Source organism: Marinomonas sp. MED121, assembly GCF_000153025.1.
GTDB lineage: Bacteria > Pseudomonadota > Gammaproteobacteria > Pseudomonadales > Marinomonadaceae > Marinomonas.
Map to the genome: position 1 here is coordinate 413,446 of NZ_CH672429.1, position 18,375 is coordinate 431,820.

The 18,375-nt window shown below is 41.3% G+C and carries 15 protein-coding genes; 13 read left to right on the forward strand and 2 right to left on the reverse strand.

Annotation, left to right across the window (positions count from 1 at the left end):
• Positions 1 to 21 precede the first annotated feature (21 nt).
• The 4 genes from MED121_RS23520 to MED121_RS01935 all read left to right on the forward strand — a co-directional run bounded on the left by MED121_RS23520 (position 22) and on the right by MED121_RS01935 (position 5,835).
• Positions 22 to 1,731 (forward strand): diguanylate cyclase, encoded by a 1,710-nt coding sequence (locus tag MED121_RS23520; RefSeq protein ID WP_009831899.1) that lies wholly within the window; start codon positions 22 to 24, stop codon positions 1,729 to 1,731.
• Between the two features lie 145 nt (positions 1,732 to 1,876).
• Entirely contained in the window at positions 1,877 to 2,479 is a 603-nt protein-coding gene (locus MED121_RS01925; protein ID WP_036178523.1) for a sugar dehydrogenase complex small subunit, read from the forward strand.
• Positions 2,480 to 2,503: 24 nt separating this feature from the next.
• A complete protein-coding gene (locus MED121_RS01930) occupies positions 2,504 to 4,327 on the forward strand; it encodes a GMC family oxidoreductase (protein ID WP_009831902.1) in 1,824 nt (607 codons plus the stop codon).
• Positions 4,324 to 5,835 (forward strand): multicopper oxidase family protein, encoded by a 1,512-nt coding sequence (locus MED121_RS01935; RefSeq protein WP_009831903.1) that lies wholly within the window; start codon positions 4,324 to 4,326, stop codon positions 5,833 to 5,835. Before MED121_RS01930 ends, MED121_RS01935 begins: the two co-directional genes overlap by 4 nt.
• 218 nt (positions 5,836 to 6,053) lie before the next feature.
• On the opposite strand, the gene MED121_RS01940 is transcribed toward MED121_RS01935, so the two are convergent.
• Complete coding sequence (locus MED121_RS01940) at positions 6,054 to 6,326, reverse strand: hypothetical protein (protein WP_036178525.1); 273 nt, start codon at positions 6,324 to 6,326, stop codon at positions 6,054 to 6,056.
• Positions 6,327 to 6,885: 559 nt separating this feature from the next.
• Between MED121_RS01940 and MED121_RS01945 the strand changes: the two genes are divergently transcribed.
• The 6 genes from MED121_RS01945 to MED121_RS01970 all read left to right on the forward strand — a co-directional run bounded on the left by MED121_RS01945 (position 6,886) and on the right by MED121_RS01970 (position 12,729).
• A complete protein-coding gene (locus tag MED121_RS01945; RefSeq protein ID WP_009831905.1) occupies positions 6,886 to 7,980 on the forward strand; it encodes a hypothetical protein in 1,095 nt (364 codons plus the stop codon).
• 118 nt (positions 7,981 to 8,098) lie between these two features.
• Positions 8,099 to 8,671, forward strand: a complete 573-nt coding sequence (locus MED121_RS01950; RefSeq protein WP_009831906.1) for a DJ-1/PfpI family protein — start codon at positions 8,099 to 8,101, stop codon at positions 8,669 to 8,671.
• Positions 8,672 to 8,786: 115 nt separating this feature from the next.
• The gene (locus tag MED121_RS01955; RefSeq protein WP_009831907.1) at positions 8,787 to 9,146 is read left to right on the forward strand and encodes a ribbon-helix-helix domain-containing protein; all 360 of its coding nucleotides are present in this window, start codon (positions 8,787 to 8,789) and stop codon (positions 9,144 to 9,146) included.
• A 129-nt stretch (positions 9,147 to 9,275) separates the two neighbouring features.
• Positions 9,276 to 9,800 carry a hypothetical protein gene (locus MED121_RS01960; protein WP_009831908.1) on the forward strand — a complete coding sequence of 175 codons (525 nt, stop codon included), beginning with the start codon at positions 9,276 to 9,278 and terminating at the stop codon, positions 9,798 to 9,800.
• Between the two features lie 168 nt (positions 9,801 to 9,968).
• Positions 9,969 to 10,880, forward strand: coding sequence for an alpha/beta hydrolase (locus MED121_RS01965; protein ID WP_009831909.1), 912 nt, complete (start codon positions 9,969 to 9,971; stop codon positions 10,878 to 10,880).
• A gap of 235 nt (positions 10,881 to 11,115) precedes the next feature.
• Entirely contained in the window at positions 11,116 to 12,729 is a 1,614-nt protein-coding gene (locus MED121_RS01970) for a GMC family oxidoreductase N-terminal domain-containing protein (RefSeq protein WP_009831910.1), read from the forward strand.
• A 157-nt stretch (positions 12,730 to 12,886) separates the two neighbouring features.
• On the opposite strand, the gene MED121_RS01975 is transcribed toward MED121_RS01970, so the two are convergent.
• Entirely contained in the window at positions 12,887 to 13,780 is an 894-nt protein-coding gene (locus MED121_RS01975) for a LysR substrate-binding domain-containing protein (protein ID WP_009831911.1), read from the reverse strand.
• Between the two features lie 152 nt (positions 13,781 to 13,932).
• Here MED121_RS01975 and MED121_RS01980 point away from each other — a divergent pair, with 152 nt between their 5' ends.
• The 3 genes from MED121_RS01980 (at position 13,933) to MED121_RS01990 (ending at position 18,366) form a co-directional block, all read left to right on the forward strand.
• On the forward strand, positions 13,933 to 15,045 hold the full coding sequence (locus MED121_RS01980) for a mandelate racemase/muconate lactonizing enzyme family protein (protein ID WP_242603167.1): 1,113 nt from the start codon (positions 13,933 to 13,935) through the stop codon (positions 15,043 to 15,045).
• A gap of 24 nt (positions 15,046 to 15,069) precedes the next feature.
• Entirely contained in the window at positions 15,070 to 16,560 is a 1,491-nt protein-coding gene (locus MED121_RS01985; RefSeq protein ID WP_009831913.1) for an aldehyde dehydrogenase family protein, read from the forward strand.
• Positions 16,561 to 16,773: 213 nt separating this feature from the next.
• Complete coding sequence (locus MED121_RS01990) at positions 16,774 to 18,366, forward strand: ABC transporter substrate-binding protein (RefSeq protein WP_009831914.1); 1,593 nt, start codon at positions 16,774 to 16,776, stop codon at positions 18,364 to 18,366.
• Positions 18,367 to 18,375 lie beyond the last annotated feature (9 nt).

The following is an 18,375-nucleotide window of genomic DNA, read 5'->3' on the forward strand; positions in this document are numbered from 1 at the left end:
TAAAATGCCTAAGGTTAAATAATGACGAGCGATCAGACATTGAAGTCAAATAAGTATAAGCACATTAGCTTTCGTCTCAACACGGCGCTTTTGATCGTGCTTTGCTTTTACCTCATTGCTAGTTACTTGAGCATTCATACCTTAGCCAAACAGGCCAATGAGTTTAAAGCACTTTCAGGGGGGCATTTTGACAGTGCAATGAACGCAGCAGAACTTGCACGAGATGCCGAAGTCATTGCAGCCCAAGCGATTGAGCAGCTTATCAGTAGTGATCGAAGCCGCTCAAACGAAGATGTACTGAATAAAAACTTGGTCGCCATTTATCAAAATGTTAGGCAAAAATTAAATTCTAATGCCGAAATGGATGAAGCCCAATTAGAAAAAATTGATAAGCTACAAGTTCCTTTTTTTAAAAGCCTTAAGCACCTTGAGCTAAGTTTACTTAAGGAACAAACACTGATTCGTGAAAAGTATGAAAATACGCAACAACTCGCCCTGCTATCTCAATGGCTGGTGGAAGAAAACACTCAAGAATCCCATCCAGACTTTTACCTGCATGCACTGGCGGCATTAAATTACACCTCCCTTGCACTTAACACCCAAAGTCAGGGACAACTGAATAAATTAGATAAGCTAAGTCAGGCTTCTTTTAACTCATTATCTAGCTTAAAACTGAGTCAAAAAAAGCAACAAGATTTTTTAAACCAAATAGCGCCTTTGCTCAAATCAACCATTGCACTACAAACCCCATTGCAACAAAGTCACAGGGCTACTTTAGCTGCAGCTAGAGAAGCCAGACTGCACGCGCAAAGACTTAGTGGTAGTAGTTATAATTATTTCTTAAGCCTTAAAGAGGCCGCAAAAAAAGCCAGTCAAAGCCATCAAAATGTGGTTGATAAGGCAATTAATCGCCTATTTATTTTTACGGCGATTTTTGTCTTATTAACTGGCTTAACTTATTTCTTTATTCGCTTATATATCATTCGTAGGCTTAACAATTTAAGCAAGATTATGCAGCAGCATGTTAGGGGCAAAGCGGTTGAAATCCCTCTCAATGGTAATGATGAAATTGCCTTGATTGCCCAAGCCTTCTCCGTCTTTGTCAAGGCCCGCAGTGATGCTGAGGAAAGCTTGAAAAAAGCCCACCTTGAAACCGAAGAAGCCAACCGTAAACTTAAGCGTTTTAATAACCAGCTACAGACCTTAAGTGAAACAGATGAACTCACTCAAGTTGCAAACCGTCGTCGCTTCTTCTTAGAAGCCAATGATAAATGGCAACATGCCCTACATTACAACAATTGGATTGGTATCATCATGATAGATGTTGACCTGTTTAAATCCTATAACGATCATTATGGTCACCTTGCTGGCGATGAGTGTTTATTAAAAATTGCGCAACTGCTTGAGCAGCAACTTGATCATGATCAAGACCTGATCGCACGCTATGGTGGTGAAGAATTTATTATTATTTTGCCTATGCAGGACCAAGCCAGCTGTCTAACTAGGGCAAAAATGTTACTCAATACAATCGTAGAAGCACAACTACCTCATTTACAAAACCCACGAAAGGTAGTGACTTTGAGTATGGGGGTTGCAGCCTGTTTACCTTCACCTGATACTCAGGTGAAAGAGCTCATTAAGGATGCTGATAACGCACTTTACCAAGCTAAGAATCAAGGTCGTTGTCAGGTTAGATTAGCCCAACATGAAGCCTTTAGTTTTAACGAATAATCACTCAGCCTTGATAGTTTAAGGCGTTTGTTTGAATAGAAATACCTTGTTGAAATAGGAAACTTAAGCAAGGTATTTTGAATACACGAGAATAACTGACGAATACACATCAAATTTCATTTTGCGTAATGTAAAGGATAAATACATGCCCAAGATAAGCCCTCCAATATCACGTCGAAACATTTTAAAAAGCTTTGCTTTATTAGCGAGTGCTCCACTGTCCCTCAGCCTCATCAGTTCGCCATCCATGGCTGCTAAACATCAAGGAGTAGAAGGCTTTTTAACCCTGAGTAGTATGTTAACTGGCGTAAAGCTGGATCTAAGCTATATACAAATAGGTCAAGATATTCTGCAACTGCTCAAACTAGATTATCAATTTAATTTGCAGTACGAGAGCCTTTTATTAAGTTATGAGAAACTGACTGAATCGAATCAAGTTAACGCCCAATCTCTGGCTGAAATCCACTCATCTCCCGTTAAAAAAATTCTCAAAGCTTGGTATCTAAGCCAAGTTAGCCTTACTGAAAAAGATAGATTTAACCCGTTAGTACAAAGACTCTGCCCTAATTTAAGGGAGCCTTTAACAGATGAGGGGTCTCGTCAAGATGACGCAAGCATGCAGCAGCGAATCATAGGTCAAATCAATTATGATGAAGCGCTCACCTGGCAAGCCTGCCACTTCACGAAGCCCGCAGCGACCTGCGGGGGCCCTTTTGGCTATTGGTCATTCGCTCCTCAAACAGCCTAAGTCTTTCCATTTCAGGGATTAATCATGTCAATTGCAAATCAAAAATCAACCTATAGCCTTACTCATCCTCAAGAAGTGATCGAAGACGATGTCATTATCGTAGGAGCAGGCGTAGTCGGCAGTATGATGGCTTGGAAGCTATCTCAAGCTGGAATCAATGTTGCTATATTAGATGCGGGTGCCCGTGTAGATAAAGTAAAGGCGATTAACCGCTATAAAAACGATCTTGAAAAAGACGCAAATTCACCCTATAAAATGATGCCTTGGGCGCCGGTACCCGATGACAATGACCCATTAAGTTATTATGTTCAGCCTAAATTACCTAGCGACCCAAACGCGCCACAAGAACCCAAGAAACAAATCGCTTTCGATGGTTTTTTTATGCGCCTAGTTGGCGGCACTTCATGGCATTGGACCGGTCACGCTGAACGCTTATTTCCCAATGATTTTAGGATGAAAACCGAGTATGGAGTGGGCAAAGATTGGCCTATTTCCTATGAAGAAATAGAACCTTATTATTATCAAGTCGAAGATACCTGGGGCGTTGCAGGTGGCCCAGATTGCATCGCGCCCTCCCCTGACATCCACTACCCTATGCCAGAGGTACCTAGATCCTATCTTGATAAAGTCATAGGCGAAGGCGTAAAAGACAATAACTTGGGCCCAGACAGCCAACCATTACCTCACTGTCGCAATTCAGTCCCAAGAGATGGCAGACCCCAATGTTGTGGCAACTCAAGCTGCCTACCTATTTGCCCTATCGGCGCCAAATACGATGCCAGCGTGCATGTCCATAAAGCAGAAAGATTGGGCACTCGAGTGCTAGCTAACCGTGTTGTTTATCAAGTTGCACTTGAGCAAGATGGTAAAAATGTAAAAGAGATTTACTATCGTAATTTTGATGCTGACCCAGAAACCGGACCGATTGGCATTGCTAGAGCAAAAACCTTTATCTTAGCGGCCCATGCAGTTGAAACCGCCAGATTAATGCTACTTTCAGCAGGCAAATTTAATGTGCCAAGCACGGGACTAAGTAACTCATCAGATCAGGTTGGTAGAAACCTAATGGGCTTTGCCAATATCAATACTTTGGGCTATGCGCCAGAGGACATGAAAGTCTATCCCTATCGAGGTCCAGTCAGTGCGACAGGCGCATTTGGCCAATGGCGAGATGGCAGTTTTCGTTCTGAGTACGCCTCCATTGCGCCCTTTATAGTCAACGCCGCTTTCAAGGGAGGAATTGGCCCGATACAAGAAGCAGAAAAAGGCATTGAGAAAGGCTTAGTGGGTACGGCATTAAAACAATATGTTGATGACAGAACCGCACGCCAAGTAAATATTCACAGTACCATTGAAATCTTACCTGACCCTGATAACAGAGTGACCCTTTCGGATCAATTAGACCCATTAGGTCTACCCAGACCCGAAGTAAACTTTCAACTTGATGATTACACACTAAAGGGCTGTAAAAAAGCATGGGATTGGCATCTGGATATTTTTCATAAATTGAATATCACCACTATTACAGGGGATAAGATGCCCGCTAAAACCGATGAAAATTGGCATAAATTTGTCGCTGGCGACTTTGATAAGCCCTATCAATTAAGCCTGACCTCAGGCGATGCGGTTATCGCGGGTACCGTGTGTATGGGAGACGATCCAAAAACAGCAGTCGTTAACTCACATTGCCAAAGTTTTGATCACGATAACCTCTATGTTGTGGGCACAGCCAATTATTTAAGTGTTGGCAGTGCGTCGCCTTCTCTCACTGCAGCCGCTCTTGGGCTGCGAAGCGCTGAACATATTATTGATAAGTTTTTTAAACACCAGACTAAGGAGCAGTCATGAGCAAAATTAAACAGGATAAATACCCTAGACGCTCTTTTATTAAAGGCGTTGGGTTAACGGGATTAACTGGTGTACTTGGTGCTGGTACAGGTTACTTTTTGTCTGCAACCCCCTCTGCTTGGGCGCAAAACACCCACTCACGCCCTCTACAAAACCCTCCTCAAGAAGTCGCGGTTGATGGCTTATTAAGGGTTAATATTAATGCTCAATATGGCAATTTTGAGCTAATGGACCAACAGACTTATTTGCGTTGCTTTGATAATCAACCAATAGGCCGTACTTTGAGAGTGAAAGCGGGAGACACCATACGCTTAGGATTACATAATAAACTGCCTTATGACCCATTACAGGAAATCTGCACCAGTGTACCTACTCTAGAAGACAATACCCCTAGAGGTTTTAATGTCACCAACATGCATGTGCATGGGGTTCATGTGTCACCTAAAAGTCCAGCAGATAATATTTTCACCTTGGTACGATTCCAAGAATCAGAGCACTATATTTACAACATTCCTAAAGATCACCCTCCTGGTACCTATTTTTATCACGCTCACTTTCATGGCTCAGTTGCCTTACAAGTGGCTTCTGGCATGGCTGGCGCTTTAATCATTGAAGGGGAAATCGATGAAGTGGCAGAGATTAAAGCCTGTAAGGAGCAAGTCTTGTGTTTTCAAACACCCAGATTTGATAAAGAAGGCTTATGTGAGAATTACGACTTATTAAGTGAACCTGGTGCTATATTAATTAATGGACAATACAAGCCCGTCATCACCATGAAGCAAGGCGAAGTTCAAAGGTGGCGTATGGTGAATGCAAGCCATATGGCCAATATGCAATTTAACCTACAAGGACATCAAGTCACCGCTATTTGCTTTGATGGCAATCCATTAAAAACAAGCCGAGTCCAAAACCAGATTGTCATGGTTCCGGGTAATCGAGCGGATATTCTTGTAAAAGCATCAAAAGCAGGGACCTATGCAATCTATTCAGAAACAGTAACACCTGAAGATAGTGACACCGACATTGAAGCAAAACGTTTAGGAAGTTTAGTGGTCGAATCACAGGTATTAGATATGCCACTTTTTAGCGGTGAATTGCCAAGGCCTAACTCCCTTAATAAGATTGAACATGATGAAGTCACTTTTGGGCGCCGCTTAGAGTTTGGTCTATCTGGTGCCGCTGAGGGGAATAAATACACCATCAATGGCGAACCCTTTTCTTGCCTTAACCCATGGCAAATCCCATTGGGTGCAGTGGAAGAATGGGAGGTTTACAACCATACAGCAGAATCCCACCCCTTTCATATCCATGTTAATCCGTTTCAGATGATAAGTGGCGGAGATGTTGAGCCAGGTACCTGGTTAGATACGGTTAATCTAGCTCCTTTCTCACGTATACGCTTTAGAACTCGTTTTACTGACTTTACAGGCACCTTTGTTTTTCATTGTCACAACCTAACTCATGAAGATTTAGGCATGATGCAGGCAATTGAAGTTGTTCAACGTTAAGGAACCTGTGTTGTCACTTCTTGCAAGGTACCTACAATGACTTTCTATTAATAAACGCAAAGTGACGCCTTGTTTGACACTTTTTTCCTATATACCTTAAAAGAGTAGACTGAGAAGAGGTGACTTAATCACAGGTTCCTTAACTAACTTAGACATAAATTAAAAGGCGGGGCTTAGCCCCGCCTTTTCGCGCTTTAAAGAGCACAAAAACAAATTATTTAACTCGCCAGTCGTTCAATGTCCATAATCCCTGCAACACCATCTAAGGGTTTAAAAATAGTGACCATAGCAGAGTAAACTTGACTACTTTCTTTTGAATTAACATCGCAAAAAAAAGCATAGTTGGTACCCGAAACCACCTGGGTCGCTACGGCAACTGGCGTATAAATAAAATCGTCGAAGTGCGCCGTTGCTTCTTTAAAGCACATCATGGCTCTTTCATCTAACAAAGAACTAAATGGGCCATAAGTCCCTACCATCATGTACGACATAATTTATTCCTTTAAATATAATCATATTGATATGTTTGAATAAAGAATAAGCAATAGTTATCCCTTACCTATGCAAATATAAAACACGGACTCTCCCTCAGCCAGTCTAAAAAACAGAATATAAAAAAGTCTCATTTAACGAACGTTAAAGGCTCATATTTTCAAACAACATAACTAAGTTATTGTTTTATAAAAATATTTATAATTTTTAGTCATAAACAATAAAGATGAATCTAGATTCAATAAAACACTTGTTAATCATAAGTTTAAAAACATGCTATCGCTTGCTTAGCTATTTTTACCTCATAGGTTTGAACACGCTAAAAAAGTTTAATTGATTGAACTTTTTAGTCACATTCTACGTATAGCATTCAACAGACAGTGAATAAAAGCAGAATATGAAATCTAATTAACTGTACATTCATACAGTTTTATTTTTTAATTAATCACCTTTTTATTCCATAGATTAGAACTAAAGTAGACAAGACTAATCTATCTAAGGTTTGAAACGCTTTTCTGTTTTCGCAAATATTCTCATGCTAAACATGTTGCAGGTACTATGACTAAAAAAGTGAATAACTCATTGGTTGATAAAACTCAAAACACATCCCTTAGCCAAATGGACATTCAAGCCCACCTTGCTTTAGGTGAATACTGCCTTATTTCCGCACCGGTAGTCGATCTTCCTAATGGGCAAACCTGTGTCCCTCAACATTTTTATGGTTACAGCCATAGCTTGGAAAGCGTTGAACACTTACTTGGCAAAGTAAGTTTTGATAAAGCCTTTCCTATTTTCTGCGCTGAAGATGAGCAAGGGCTTTTTATTCAAGTTGGTATTATTGGCAGGGAAAATTATGAAAAACACATACCTGATCGAAAGAAGAAAATTGTTTATGGTCGTAAATGGCGCGTAGAACCTAACCTACCCACCTCAGAGATTATACAAACTGTTTTTTTAGCCCTAAAAAAAACCCGAGAACATGAAATTAGAGAGCTATTTAATCTTAGAACAGAAGATGGAAAGCGTATCAGCACCCCTTTTAATAGCCATCACGATCTGCCCTTAATGGCTCAATATGCTGAATTATTTGACCTAAGCATGGACCCTGATGCTGAGTTCAATATGAAGGTCATCAATCAAACCTTTGCAAGATTAAGCTTTGATCAAACCCGTATTGAATGCCTAGATATGACTACTCGCAAGAATGGAAAGTTTCTTATCGATATTATTTTCCACATAGGTAATGAAACCCAAGATCCACAAATTGAGTTCGCCGAATTACATGGCATAGAGTGCACATTAGTCCTAAGCAAGGCCTGCATAAACGAATTGCTATATGAACTCATGCAGTCTTTAGTCAATTTAAGCGATAGATATGTGGAGGAGAATTTTAGCTTTAATGGCTTTAGGAGATTTAGTCGTAACAATAACATTCAAGCAATCGGCGATTTCTCTATCAATACCCGTAAAATTCATGACGATAAATTAAACGAAGAAGGTAAGCGTCTTATTAGTGAACATAACTGCCAAGTCGATGAAAGCCGAGCACCTAATATTAAATTAGCACAGCAAAAACAACGCCTTGCCTGCTCTTTTGAACAAACCGAGGCAATGGAAGGTTTTCTCCCTAAAGGCTTGAAAGACGAAATATAAACGCAAGTTAAGGGCCTTAACTTGCACGTTTCTCTTCTGTATTAACCCGTTAATACCTTTAATAGATTATTTATTGTTACAACTAACTACCGTATTCAAATTAACGATAGGAAAGACAATGAATAATAAAAAAATTCTTATGATCACGGGTGACTTTACCGAAGACTATGAAACCATGGTGCCATTTCAAGCATTACTCGCTAATGGTTATCAGGTTGATGCTGTTTGCCCTAACAAGCTAACTGGAGACAGTATAAGAACAGCGATTCACGATTTTGAAGGTGATCAAACCTATACCGAAAAACCTGGACATAACTTTGTTTTAAACGCGTCTTTTGCTGAGATAAAAGTAGAAACGTATGACGCTCTAGTGATACCTGGTGGTCGTGCTCCTGAGTATTTAAGGCTTAATGATGAGGTGATAAAAATGGTGCGTCATTTTTTCATCAAAGATAAACCTGTGGCGGCCATTTGCCATGGGGCGCAACTTTTATCTGCAGCAGGAGTATTAGAAGGAAGACAGTGTTCGGCTTACCCAGCGTGCCGCTATGAAGTAGAAGCAAGTAAAGGCATTTATGCGGATATAGAAGTAGATCAAGCTATCACTCAAGGCAACCTTGTTACAGCACCAGCTTGGCCTGCTCACCCTGAATGGCTAAAACAATTCTACCTTTTACTTGAAGCTAACTAAGCGATAGGAATACGCGACAAATACGTCACATAAAAACGCTTTAAAGCATTTCATAGTATGCTTTAAAGCGTTGCTATACTCGTTAGACTCATATTTTACAAACAAGGTTAGAATCATGTGCAAACTTTTTATTCAAGCCGATAGCCAACTCTGGCAAAGTTCGACACGCTCGCTTCGAATTGACGGTATGGTTACGAGCATACGTTTAGAAAATAGCTTTTGGGGTATTTTAGAAGAAATTGCTAAACGAGATGATTTACTCGTTCCTCAAATGATTACCCGCCTTTACCATGAGTCCATAGATGCGGGCCATGATATGGGAAATTTCACATCATTTTTACGAGTCTGCGCGCTACGCTATCTGTCACTACAAGCAAACGGGCAAATATCATCCGACATCAACACTTCTATAAACACCTTAAATGCCGATGAAATATTATTGAATGAAAAAGCCATTCATCAAGCCAAGCATTAGCAACTTAATGAAAAGGCGATCATTTCATTAATCCGCTCAAGAAACTTACATTTCTAAATAAGAAAAGGAGAAAGCGCTCGTTTTTATGATCTACCTTTAAGAAAGAGTATTTAAAAGGTATTTTCAAATATGATTAAATTCGCCTTAGTAATCAGCGCTGTTTCTATCATTGGCTGTAGCTCAGTTCAGCAACAAGCATTTAGCTTGAATACCAGTGAGGACTACCACCTTCAAGATAAGTCCCAACAATTAAAATTTGAGACACTTTGTCGGCAATTATCCATCATCGCCCAAATGAACTTATTAGATGAAGTGCTCCCCCCTAACTCATCACAATCGAATACCGAATGTAAGTTTAAAGGGGCTGAGACCTATTCTGGTTATAGTTTTGGTTTTACCTATCAAACCCCAGAAGGAAATGACTATAAGAATAACAACTACCCTCAAAGCACGTCTTATTCACAAAAAACCATTGAATTAAGCGCTCAAAATAACCAAGACTCTATCAAAATCATGCTGGAATCCAGTAATCAAGACAGCACATTCGAAAAACTTTCTTTTCTGGTCGATAAACTTTTAAAACAAGAATATAACGCCTATTACGAACCTAAAAGCAGCCAAAAGTATTATCCTAAAACATATAATGACGATTAAACTGCTATAGCGTTTCTTCTTTATTACTTAAACAAATACCTGATAAACAAACAGAAATGCTTGTTCTAACACATATTTTCATCTTGATATGGTATATCTAATTCTATCAGCATGTGTTTATTCTGATTTACCTTCTCATAAGAATTTTGACTGTTTAAGAGCAAAAAGATGATAGAGCAAGTAATAAAGGCCCATGACGGTCATGAAATACAAACCTTTGTTTGGGCCAATGAAAAACCAAAGGCTTGGATTCATATTTTTCATGGAATGGCAGAGCATGCCAAGCGCTACGATACTTTTGCTAAAACGCTTGTGGCAGAGGGTTATAGTGTCCTCGCTCACAACCATAGAGGTCATGGTACAAGTAAAACAAGGGTACTTGGCCAGTTTGCAGAGCAAGACGGCTGGCAAAAAGTATTAACTGATTTAGAGACGGTCAGAGACGCTATTTGCACAGAAGAAGTCAGCCTCCCCTATTATATTTTTGGCCATAGTATGGGGTCTTTTATCGCCCAATCTTATTTGATCGGCAATGCCAAATCGATTGACGGCCTAATGCTAAGCGCCTCCAACCAACAAAATACGCTAATGAGTCGCGCTGGCACACTGGTTGCGAATATTGAAGCCATGCGCCTTGGTTCTGATAGGCCCAGTAAGTTACTGCAATTCTTATCCTTCGGCTCCTTTAACAATCACTTTAAGCCCACAAGGACAGAATATGATTGGCTCAGTCGTGACACAAAAGAAGTTGATAAATATGTTGCTGATAGTCTTTGTGGTTTCGCTTGCTCCATCAGCTTATGGCAAGATTTTTTAACCGCTTTAACGCAACTTTTTCAGTCAGGCCAACTCAAAAAAATACAAAAAAACCTCCCCATTATGATTATTGGTGGTGATAAGGACCCTGTCGGATTAATGGGCAAAGGGCTTAGTAAACTGGCACAAAGCCATCAAGAGGCAGGCCAAGAGAAAGTCACCTTTAAGCTCTATCCTGATGCCCGACATGAACTCCTAAACGAAACAAATCGTGCCGAAGTGACAGCAGATATTCTTGCTTGGCTAACAGGCCAACTAGAATAATTGGCTCTAAATTGAATAAAATTTTCAGCACATCAGATTCACAAAAAGCGCCTATAGAGCGCTTTTTTTTGCAACACACCACTGGCAACAAATTTCCAAACCCCTTACAACAAACAAAACATACCCTTAATCAAATTAGATAAAATATAGTTTGAAATAGAATTTTAACTTGATCTATATTTGCCTTTAAAAGGGCAAGCCATAAACGCTTGCTTCCGTTGTCGAGAGGGTATGTATGCAAGACTTTGATTATGTGATTATTGGCGCTGGTTCTGCAGGTTGTGTGATCGCGAATAGATTGAGTGAATCAGGAAAGTATTCTGTATTAGTGCTTGAAGCAGGTGGTACTGACAAACGTTTTTGGATTCAAGTTCCTATTGGCTATGGCAAAACCTATTACCAAAAATCCGTTAATTGGATGTATATGGCCGACGCTGATGAAGGCACAAATAATCGTCAAAGCTATTGGCCTAGAGGAAAAGTATTAGGTGGCTCAAGTTCCATTAATGCCATGGTCTATATTCGCGGCCATAAAGCCGATTTTGATGCTTGGGAAGCCGCCGGTAATCCTGGTTGGGGATATCAGGATGTATTACCCTACTTTAAACGATCTGAAACCAACCAACTTGGGGAAGATGAATATCGTGGGGGCAATGGACCGCTTCATGTGGCAGACGTATCGGGAGAATTACACCGTCTTTGCAATCACTTTATCAATGCAGGCAAACAATTAGGCTTAAAAGAAAACACGAACTTTAATGGTGCAGAGCAAGAAGGTATAGGCCTTTATCAAACCACCACCCATAAAGGGTTTCGTCAATCCACTGCCAAAGCCTTTTTATACCCAGCATTAAAGCGACCTAATGTTTCCTTAGTAACTCATGCACAGGCCACTAAAGTTCTCTGTAAAGGCAACAAAGCCATAGGGGTTGAATATCAACACAAAGGCAAACTTAAAACCTTATACGCTAATAAGGAAGTTATTCTTGCTGGCGGCGCCATCAATAGTCCACAATTATTGCAACTCTCTGGCATAGGCCCAGCTGAGCTTTTAAAGCAACATGACATTGAGCTAGTACAAGAGAGTCCAGCAGTGGGGCAACATCTGCAAGATCACCTCGGCATGGATTACCTTTACCGCAGTAAAAAGCCGACCCTAAATGATGAGTTACATTCGTGGCAGGGTAAGTTAAAGGCAGGCATTAAATATGTATTAACCCGTCGCGGCCCTTTAAGCTTGAGTATCAACCAGGGAGGCGGTTTTATTAAAACCAACCCAAACCTTACACAGCCAGATATTCAACTTTACTTTTCACCAGTAAGTTATACCAAGGCCCCAGCAGGAACACGCCCACTAATGAACCCTGACCCTTTTTCTGCCTTTTTAGTGGGTCTCACCAATTGCCAGCCAACTTCACGCGGTTATATTAAGATTCGCTCTAAAGATCCTTTAGACGCCCCTCAAATTAAACCTAATTATTTATCGACTAAAGAAGATGTCGATACTTTATTAGCTGGGGTCAAGTACTTAAGGGAACTTGCGAGTACACCTGCCTTGAAGGACATCATTATTGATGAATTAAGACCTGGTCCTCATTGTCAATCCGATGAAGAGCTTATCGAGGATATTAGAGGTTATGCTTGGACCTGTTTCCATCCAACCAGTACCTGTCGTATGGGGCCGGATCCAAAAGAGAATGTGGTAAATCATGAGCTTAAAGTGCATGGCATGCAGCAATTAAGGGTAGCAGATGCCTCTATCTTCCCTGCCATTGTTTCTGGCAATACCAATGCAGCAGCCATCATGGTGGGCGAAAAAGCAGCGGATTTAATTTTGGCAGATGCTTAGGGTATGACTCTTATCTTTTTTATAAGCAGCCTTAAAAGCCATGGTACAAGCAACTTAGTGTCATCCCCTCATTAAGAGGGAGCGTCAAATTTGTTCACCCGCCTTGGCGGGTGGACAGAGTCAGCTTCATTACTCTCAATAGCACCAGCGAATAACATTAACGACTTTGTTCTAGTAACCAGTTTTTAAATAGCAGGCTTTCTGGCTTAGCTCGCATTTCTCTGTCTGGCATTAGAATATAATGAGATTCATCATAATAAATACCTTCATCAAATACTTTCACTAAACGGCCATCTTTAAGATAAGGTTCGGCATATATTTCTTGTACTAAAGCAACCCCCATGCCACAGCAAGCCAGCTTCAAAGCACTTAAGGAGGTATCAACCGTTAAAGTCACGCCAATATTGATACCGTTTAACTTCTCTTCAATAATTTTTTGCCAACGCCCTTCACAGCCCATTATTTGCACACACCTTAAATCATGGGGCAAATTTTTATCTCGCTTCATCGCCATATTCAGCACCCTCTCCTTACTTTCTTTGGTTGCCACCACAACAGAAGGAAGATGCAAAATTTCTTGGGAATTAAAACCAGGCCAGTTACCATCACCAAAGCGAATGTCTATATCTATGTCATCTTGACTTAAAGCTTCTGTCCAAATTGCGGTGTAAAGGCGTACATCAATATTGGGATACTTTTGCATAAAGTCATTCAACCTAGGAACTAACCAGAGCATAGAGAAAGCCGCAGTACAACGCACACTGATTGATTGTCTGCCCTTACTTCCAAATAAACCTATGGTGGAAGCCGACAAATCTTCAAATGCTCTTCGCACCGAAGGCAAATAAGCCCGCCCCTTATCCGTGAGTTTTAAACTTCTTGCTAGACGTTCAAATAATTGAAAACCAAGGTGTTGTTCTAATGATCTGACCTGATGACTCACTGCCGCTGAGGTTAAATTTAATTCTTTAGAGGCCAAGGTAAAATTGTTATACCTAGCAGCCGCTTCAAAAGCCCTTAACCAATTTAATGGGGGTAATTGATAATCCATACCACTTCCTATTACTCATCACGTCATCGTTTGATCTGGTTTTATGCTCTATCGACAAATAAAGCCACCTCTTAGAGGCATAATACTTCATTTGTTTTTAATCACAACCTCAGCTCATAATGATTGCAATCTCATTAATTGATAGAAAGAGCATGATGAAAATCGCCAGCATAGAAACCTTTACTAATGAATATGTTTGCTTTGTTCGAGTCAGAACGGTTGAAGGCCATGAAGGCTGGGGACAGGTCTCCACATACAACGCTGATATTACCGCTAAGGTAGTTCACCGACACATTGCCCCTCATGCTTTAGGGCAAGATGCAAGTGACCTAAATGCACTCACCCAACTCATTTTAGAACGTGAGCATAAATTTCCAGGCACTTACCTCTATCGCGCCTTATGTGGTCTAGATACCGCCCTTTGGGATATTAAAGGCAAAATAGCGGGTAAAAGTGTGGCTCAACTACTGGGTAGCGAAGCAGACAAAGTCGATGTTTATGCGTCGAGCATGCGCCGTGATATTACCCCAGAGCAAGAAGCTGAGCGCTTTATTGCTCTTAAAGAAGAGTTTGGGTATCACAGTTTTAAGTTTCGCATTGGTCGCGAATGTGGCCATGATATCGACCAATGGCCTGGCCGTACTGAAGCAATCATTAAGCATATTCGTCAAAGTTTAGGGGATGAAGTGACCTTACTGGTTGATGCAAATAGTGCCTTTAGTGCAGACAAAGCCATCGAAGTCGGTCATATGCTGCAAGACTATGGTATCAGCCACTTTGAAGAACCTTGCCCTTACTGGGAATTAGATCAAACCAAGCAAGTAACCCAAGCACTGAAATTAGATGTCTCGGGCGGTGAGCAAGATAACAACATCAATGTATGGCGCCAAATCATCGAACAAGACGTTGTCGATATCATTCAACCTGATGTGTGTTACATAGGCGGTATAACCCGTACCTTAGAAGTGGCTAAGATGGCACAAGAAAAGAACATACCTTGTACCTTACATGCTGCCAACCTGTCGTTAGTCACCTTATTTTCAGCCCATTTGATGGCAGCGATGCCAAATGCCGGTAAGTATCTAGAATACTCAATTGAAGGCCTTGATTATTATCCTTGGCAAGCTGGGTTATTCACACCCAATTTTGAGATTGAAAAAGGGCAGTTAAACTTATCTAAAGCGCCTGGCTGGGGCATAGAAATGGACAGTCAATGGCTTGCGAATGCAGATTATCAAGTAAGCTATAACGCATCCCGTTTTTAACTTATACAAGATTTAGAGAGAAGTATGATGACCACACCTTGTTCTGAGCTTATCCAAGAATACTTTCACACAGGTACACTGGCTAACTTGCCAACCCAGCTTTATATCAATGGTCAATGGCAAGCTGCTGAAGGTGATGCCAAGCTTGCTATCGATGATCCAAGCTCTGCTAAAACCTTTACTCATGTCAGTGCAGCACAGGTAAGTGATGTTGAACTTGCTATCAGTGCTGCCAACCAAGCATTTAAGCAGGTATGGAAACCGGCTAAAGGCAGTGCTCGAGCAGCTATTCTCAATAAAGCCGCCGCTTTATTAGAACAAAAAGCCGACCTTTTTAGTGTGGTTGAAGCATTAGATTCAGGTAAACCACTGGCAGAAGCCCAAGGCGATGTATCAAGCGCGATCGCTACATTACGATATTATGCTGGCAGCGCCGATAAACTTGAAGGAAATAGCTACCCATTAGGTCAAGGCAATTTCTCTTTTTCAAGTAAAGAGCCTTGTGGTGTCACCGCTCATATCATCCCTTGGAACTTCCCATTAAGCACCACTATTCGCGGTGTTGCCCCCGCACTTGCAGCAGGCTGTACCGCTGTGGTTAAACCAGCTGAAACCACACCATTAACTGCGCTTATGATGGCCGATATTTTTCATGCAGCGGGGTTACCAGATGGGGTCTATAACGTGATTCCTGGACTTGGAAAAGAAGCAGGGGCAGCCTTAGTCAACCATAAAGACGTACACCATATTACTTTCACAGGTTCAGTCGCAACCGGCATAGGTGTGATGCAGGCAGCAGCTAAAAATATTAACAGTGTCACGCTAGAGTTAGGAGGTAAATCCCCTATTCTTGCCCTAGCAGATTGTGACCTAGAGAAAACAGCCGAAGGCGTACTTTGGGCCATTTTTTATAATGCAGGCCAAATTTGCTCTGCAGGTTCACGTCTCGTGGTTGATAAAAGCATCCATAAGGCATTAGTTGCCCTAATCGTCGAAAAGACCAAACAGCTTACCCCCGCCCATGCGCTAGAAAACCCAAACTACGGCGCGATTAACTCAGCCCAGCAGCTTAATAAGATTGATGGTTTTATTAAAAGAGCAAAAGAGCGCGGTATTCAAACCGCTTGCGGTGGTCATAAACTTGAGACCAAAAGCGGTGGCTGGTTCTACGCGCCCACCATCATGGATGATGTGCCTATGGATGATGAGTTGGTACAAGAGGAGATATTCGGCCCTGTACTAACCGTGCAAGTTGTCGATGGCTTAGATGAAGCGATCGAAGCCGCTAACTGTACCAATTTTGCTTTAGCAGCGGGTGTCTATAGCCAAAACATTGATCAAGCACTGGCTGCTGCACAAGGTATTGATTCAGGCCAAGTCACAGTGAATAACTACTGGGCAGGAGGAATAGAAGTACCTTTTGGCGGTAACAAGCATTCAGGTATAGGGCGCGAAAAAGGATTAGTTGCCCTAGACAATTATTGTACGACCAAGGCAATCACCTTGGCATTTTAACGCTTACCCAATACAAGATCATGGTTTTCGATTAAAAAGACAAACGCTTAAGTAGGTGCTTTGTCATCGAGAACTATGATTTTTTTGGGCCAGAATTTCATATTTAAGGGATAAAAAGACAAATTTCGAGCAATAAACATACATTAAGTATTAAAAGTGAGCTTGTTTATCGGGCTAATTTAAAACAAAAGTAAATCACTGAGGCTTCAAAACATGAATAAAACTAAAACTCTAAATCATGCCAACACCTTAAACAAACCGATTGATAGACGCCGTTTTTTATCTGGCTCTTTAGCAACTGGGGCAGCCATAGGTGCCAGCTCAATGATGTCGACTAACCTGATGGCTATGCCAGCAAAAAAAGGTGGCACATTAAGAGTGGGATTCACTCAGGGAGCGACTTCGGATTCAACTGATCCGGCGACCTTTAATAATGATTTCATGTTCACTTATGCTTATGGTGTGTTTAATAATTTGACCGAAATTGCCCCAGATGGCTCTTTGATTCCCGAGCTTGCATTAAAGTGGGATGCCACACCTGACGCAAAAATGTGGATCTTTGAATTACGCCAAGGTGTCTCTTTTCATGATGGCAAAGAACTTGATGCAAATGACGTCATTGCCTCAATCAACCATCACAGAGGCGAACAATCTAAATCCAGCGCCAAACCCCTTTTAGCCGACATCACTAGCATTAAGGCCCTAGATAAATACACAATAACAATAGAACTTGCTGGCGGTAATGCCGACTTCCCTTTCATCTTCAGCCAATACAATTTAGTCATACACCCAGCCAAGGGAGAGAGTATTGATTTCACCAGTATGAATGGTACGGGAGCTTATAAAGTAAAGCAGTTTGAACCCGGTGTTCGCGCCCTTTATCAAAGAAATGAAAACTACTGGAAAGAAGATAGAGCTCACCTAGATGAAATTGAAATCATCTTAATTTCAGACCCTGCTGCGAGATTAAATGCGCTTACAACAGGTGAAGTTGATCTCATTGACCGTCCAGACCTGAAAACCTTACACCTATTAAAGCGCCGTAAAGGCTTGAGAGTTGAACAAACTACAGGCACCAAACATTACACCCTGCCCATGCTTTCAGATGTTGCACCTTACAAAGATAATAATGTAAGACAAGCACTTAAGTATGCAATCGACCGTCAAGAAATGGTTGATAAGATATTAAAAGGCTATGGTACTGTGGGTAATGATCACCCGATTGCCCCTTCTATGCGGTTTTTCAACAACGAACTAAAACAAAGAGAATACGACGCAGACAAATCACGCTTTTATCTTAAAAAAGCAGGGCTTAAAAAACTCGATATTCAACTTAATCTAGCTGAAAGTGCTTGGGGTAATGACACGGTTAATGGGGGTGTTTTATTCTCAGAGACCAGTGCTAAAGCAGGTATTAACATCGAGGTCGTCCGAGAACCTAACGATGGTTACTGGTCTAACGTTTGGTTGAAAAAACCTTTCTGTGCAAGTTACTGGGGTGGTCGCCCAACAGCCGATTGGATGTTTACTACAGCTTACGCTGACGGAGTGAGCTGGAACGAATCTCGTTGGTCTCACGAGAAATTCAATCAACTATTAGTTGCCGCTCGCTCTGAGCTTAACCAAGAAAGACGCCGCGAAATGTACTTTGACATGCAGCGCCTTGTTCATGATGAAGGCAGTACTATTATCCCCATGTTTGGTAACTATGTGTTAGCAATGAATGACAAGGTACAGCATGGACAAACCGCCTCTAACTGGAACCTTGATGGCCTGAGGTTCATGGAACGCTGGTGGATTTCTTAAAACCTAATA

Bases quoted from the DNA above. Each gene is read 5' to 3' on its own strand.
- MED121_RS01965 (WP_009831909.1), top strand. From the start codon at position 9,969: ATGATAGAGCAAGTAATAAAGGCCCATGACGGTCATGAAATACAAACC.
- MED121_RS01985 (WP_009831913.1), top strand. From the start codon at position 15,070: ATGATGACCACACCTTGTTCTGAGCTTATCCAAGAATACTTTCACACA.
- MED121_RS01940 (WP_036178525.1), bottom strand. From the start codon at position 6,326: ATGTCGTACATGATGGTAGGGACTTATGGCCCATTTAGTTCTTTGTTA.
- MED121_RS01975 (WP_009831911.1), bottom strand. From the start codon at position 13,780: ATGGATTATCAATTACCCCCATTAAATTGGTTAAGGGCTTTTGAAGCG.
- MED121_RS01935 (WP_009831903.1), top strand. From the start codon at position 4,324: ATGAGCAAAATTAAACAGGATAAATACCCTAGACGCTCTTTTATTAAA.
- MED121_RS01950 (WP_009831906.1), top strand. From the start codon at position 8,099: ATGAATAATAAAAAAATTCTTATGATCACGGGTGACTTTACCGAAGAC.
- MED121_RS01980 (WP_242603167.1), top strand. From the start codon at position 13,933: ATGATGAAAATCGCCAGCATAGAAACCTTTACTAATGAATATGTTTGC.
- MED121_RS01990 (WP_009831914.1), top strand. From the start codon at position 16,774: ATGAATAAAACTAAAACTCTAAATCATGCCAACACCTTAAACAAACCG.
- MED121_RS01960 (WP_009831908.1), top strand. From the start codon at position 9,276: ATGATTAAATTCGCCTTAGTAATCAGCGCTGTTTCTATCATTGGCTGT.
- MED121_RS01955 (WP_009831907.1), top strand. From the start codon at position 8,787: ATGTGCAAACTTTTTATTCAAGCCGATAGCCAACTCTGGCAAAGTTCG.
- MED121_RS01945 (WP_009831905.1), top strand. From the start codon at position 6,886: ATGACTAAAAAAGTGAATAACTCATTGGTTGATAAAACTCAAAACACA.
- MED121_RS01970 (WP_009831910.1), top strand. From the start codon at position 11,116: ATGCAAGACTTTGATTATGTGATTATTGGCGCTGGTTCTGCAGGTTGT.
- MED121_RS01930 (WP_009831902.1), top strand. From the start codon at position 2,504: ATGTCAATTGCAAATCAAAAATCAACCTATAGCCTTACTCATCCTCAA.
- MED121_RS01925 (WP_036178523.1), top strand. From the start codon at position 1,877: ATGCCCAAGATAAGCCCTCCAATATCACGTCGAAACATTTTAAAAAGC.
- MED121_RS23520 (WP_009831899.1), top strand. From the start codon at position 22: ATGACGAGCGATCAGACATTGAAGTCAAATAAGTATAAGCACATTAGC.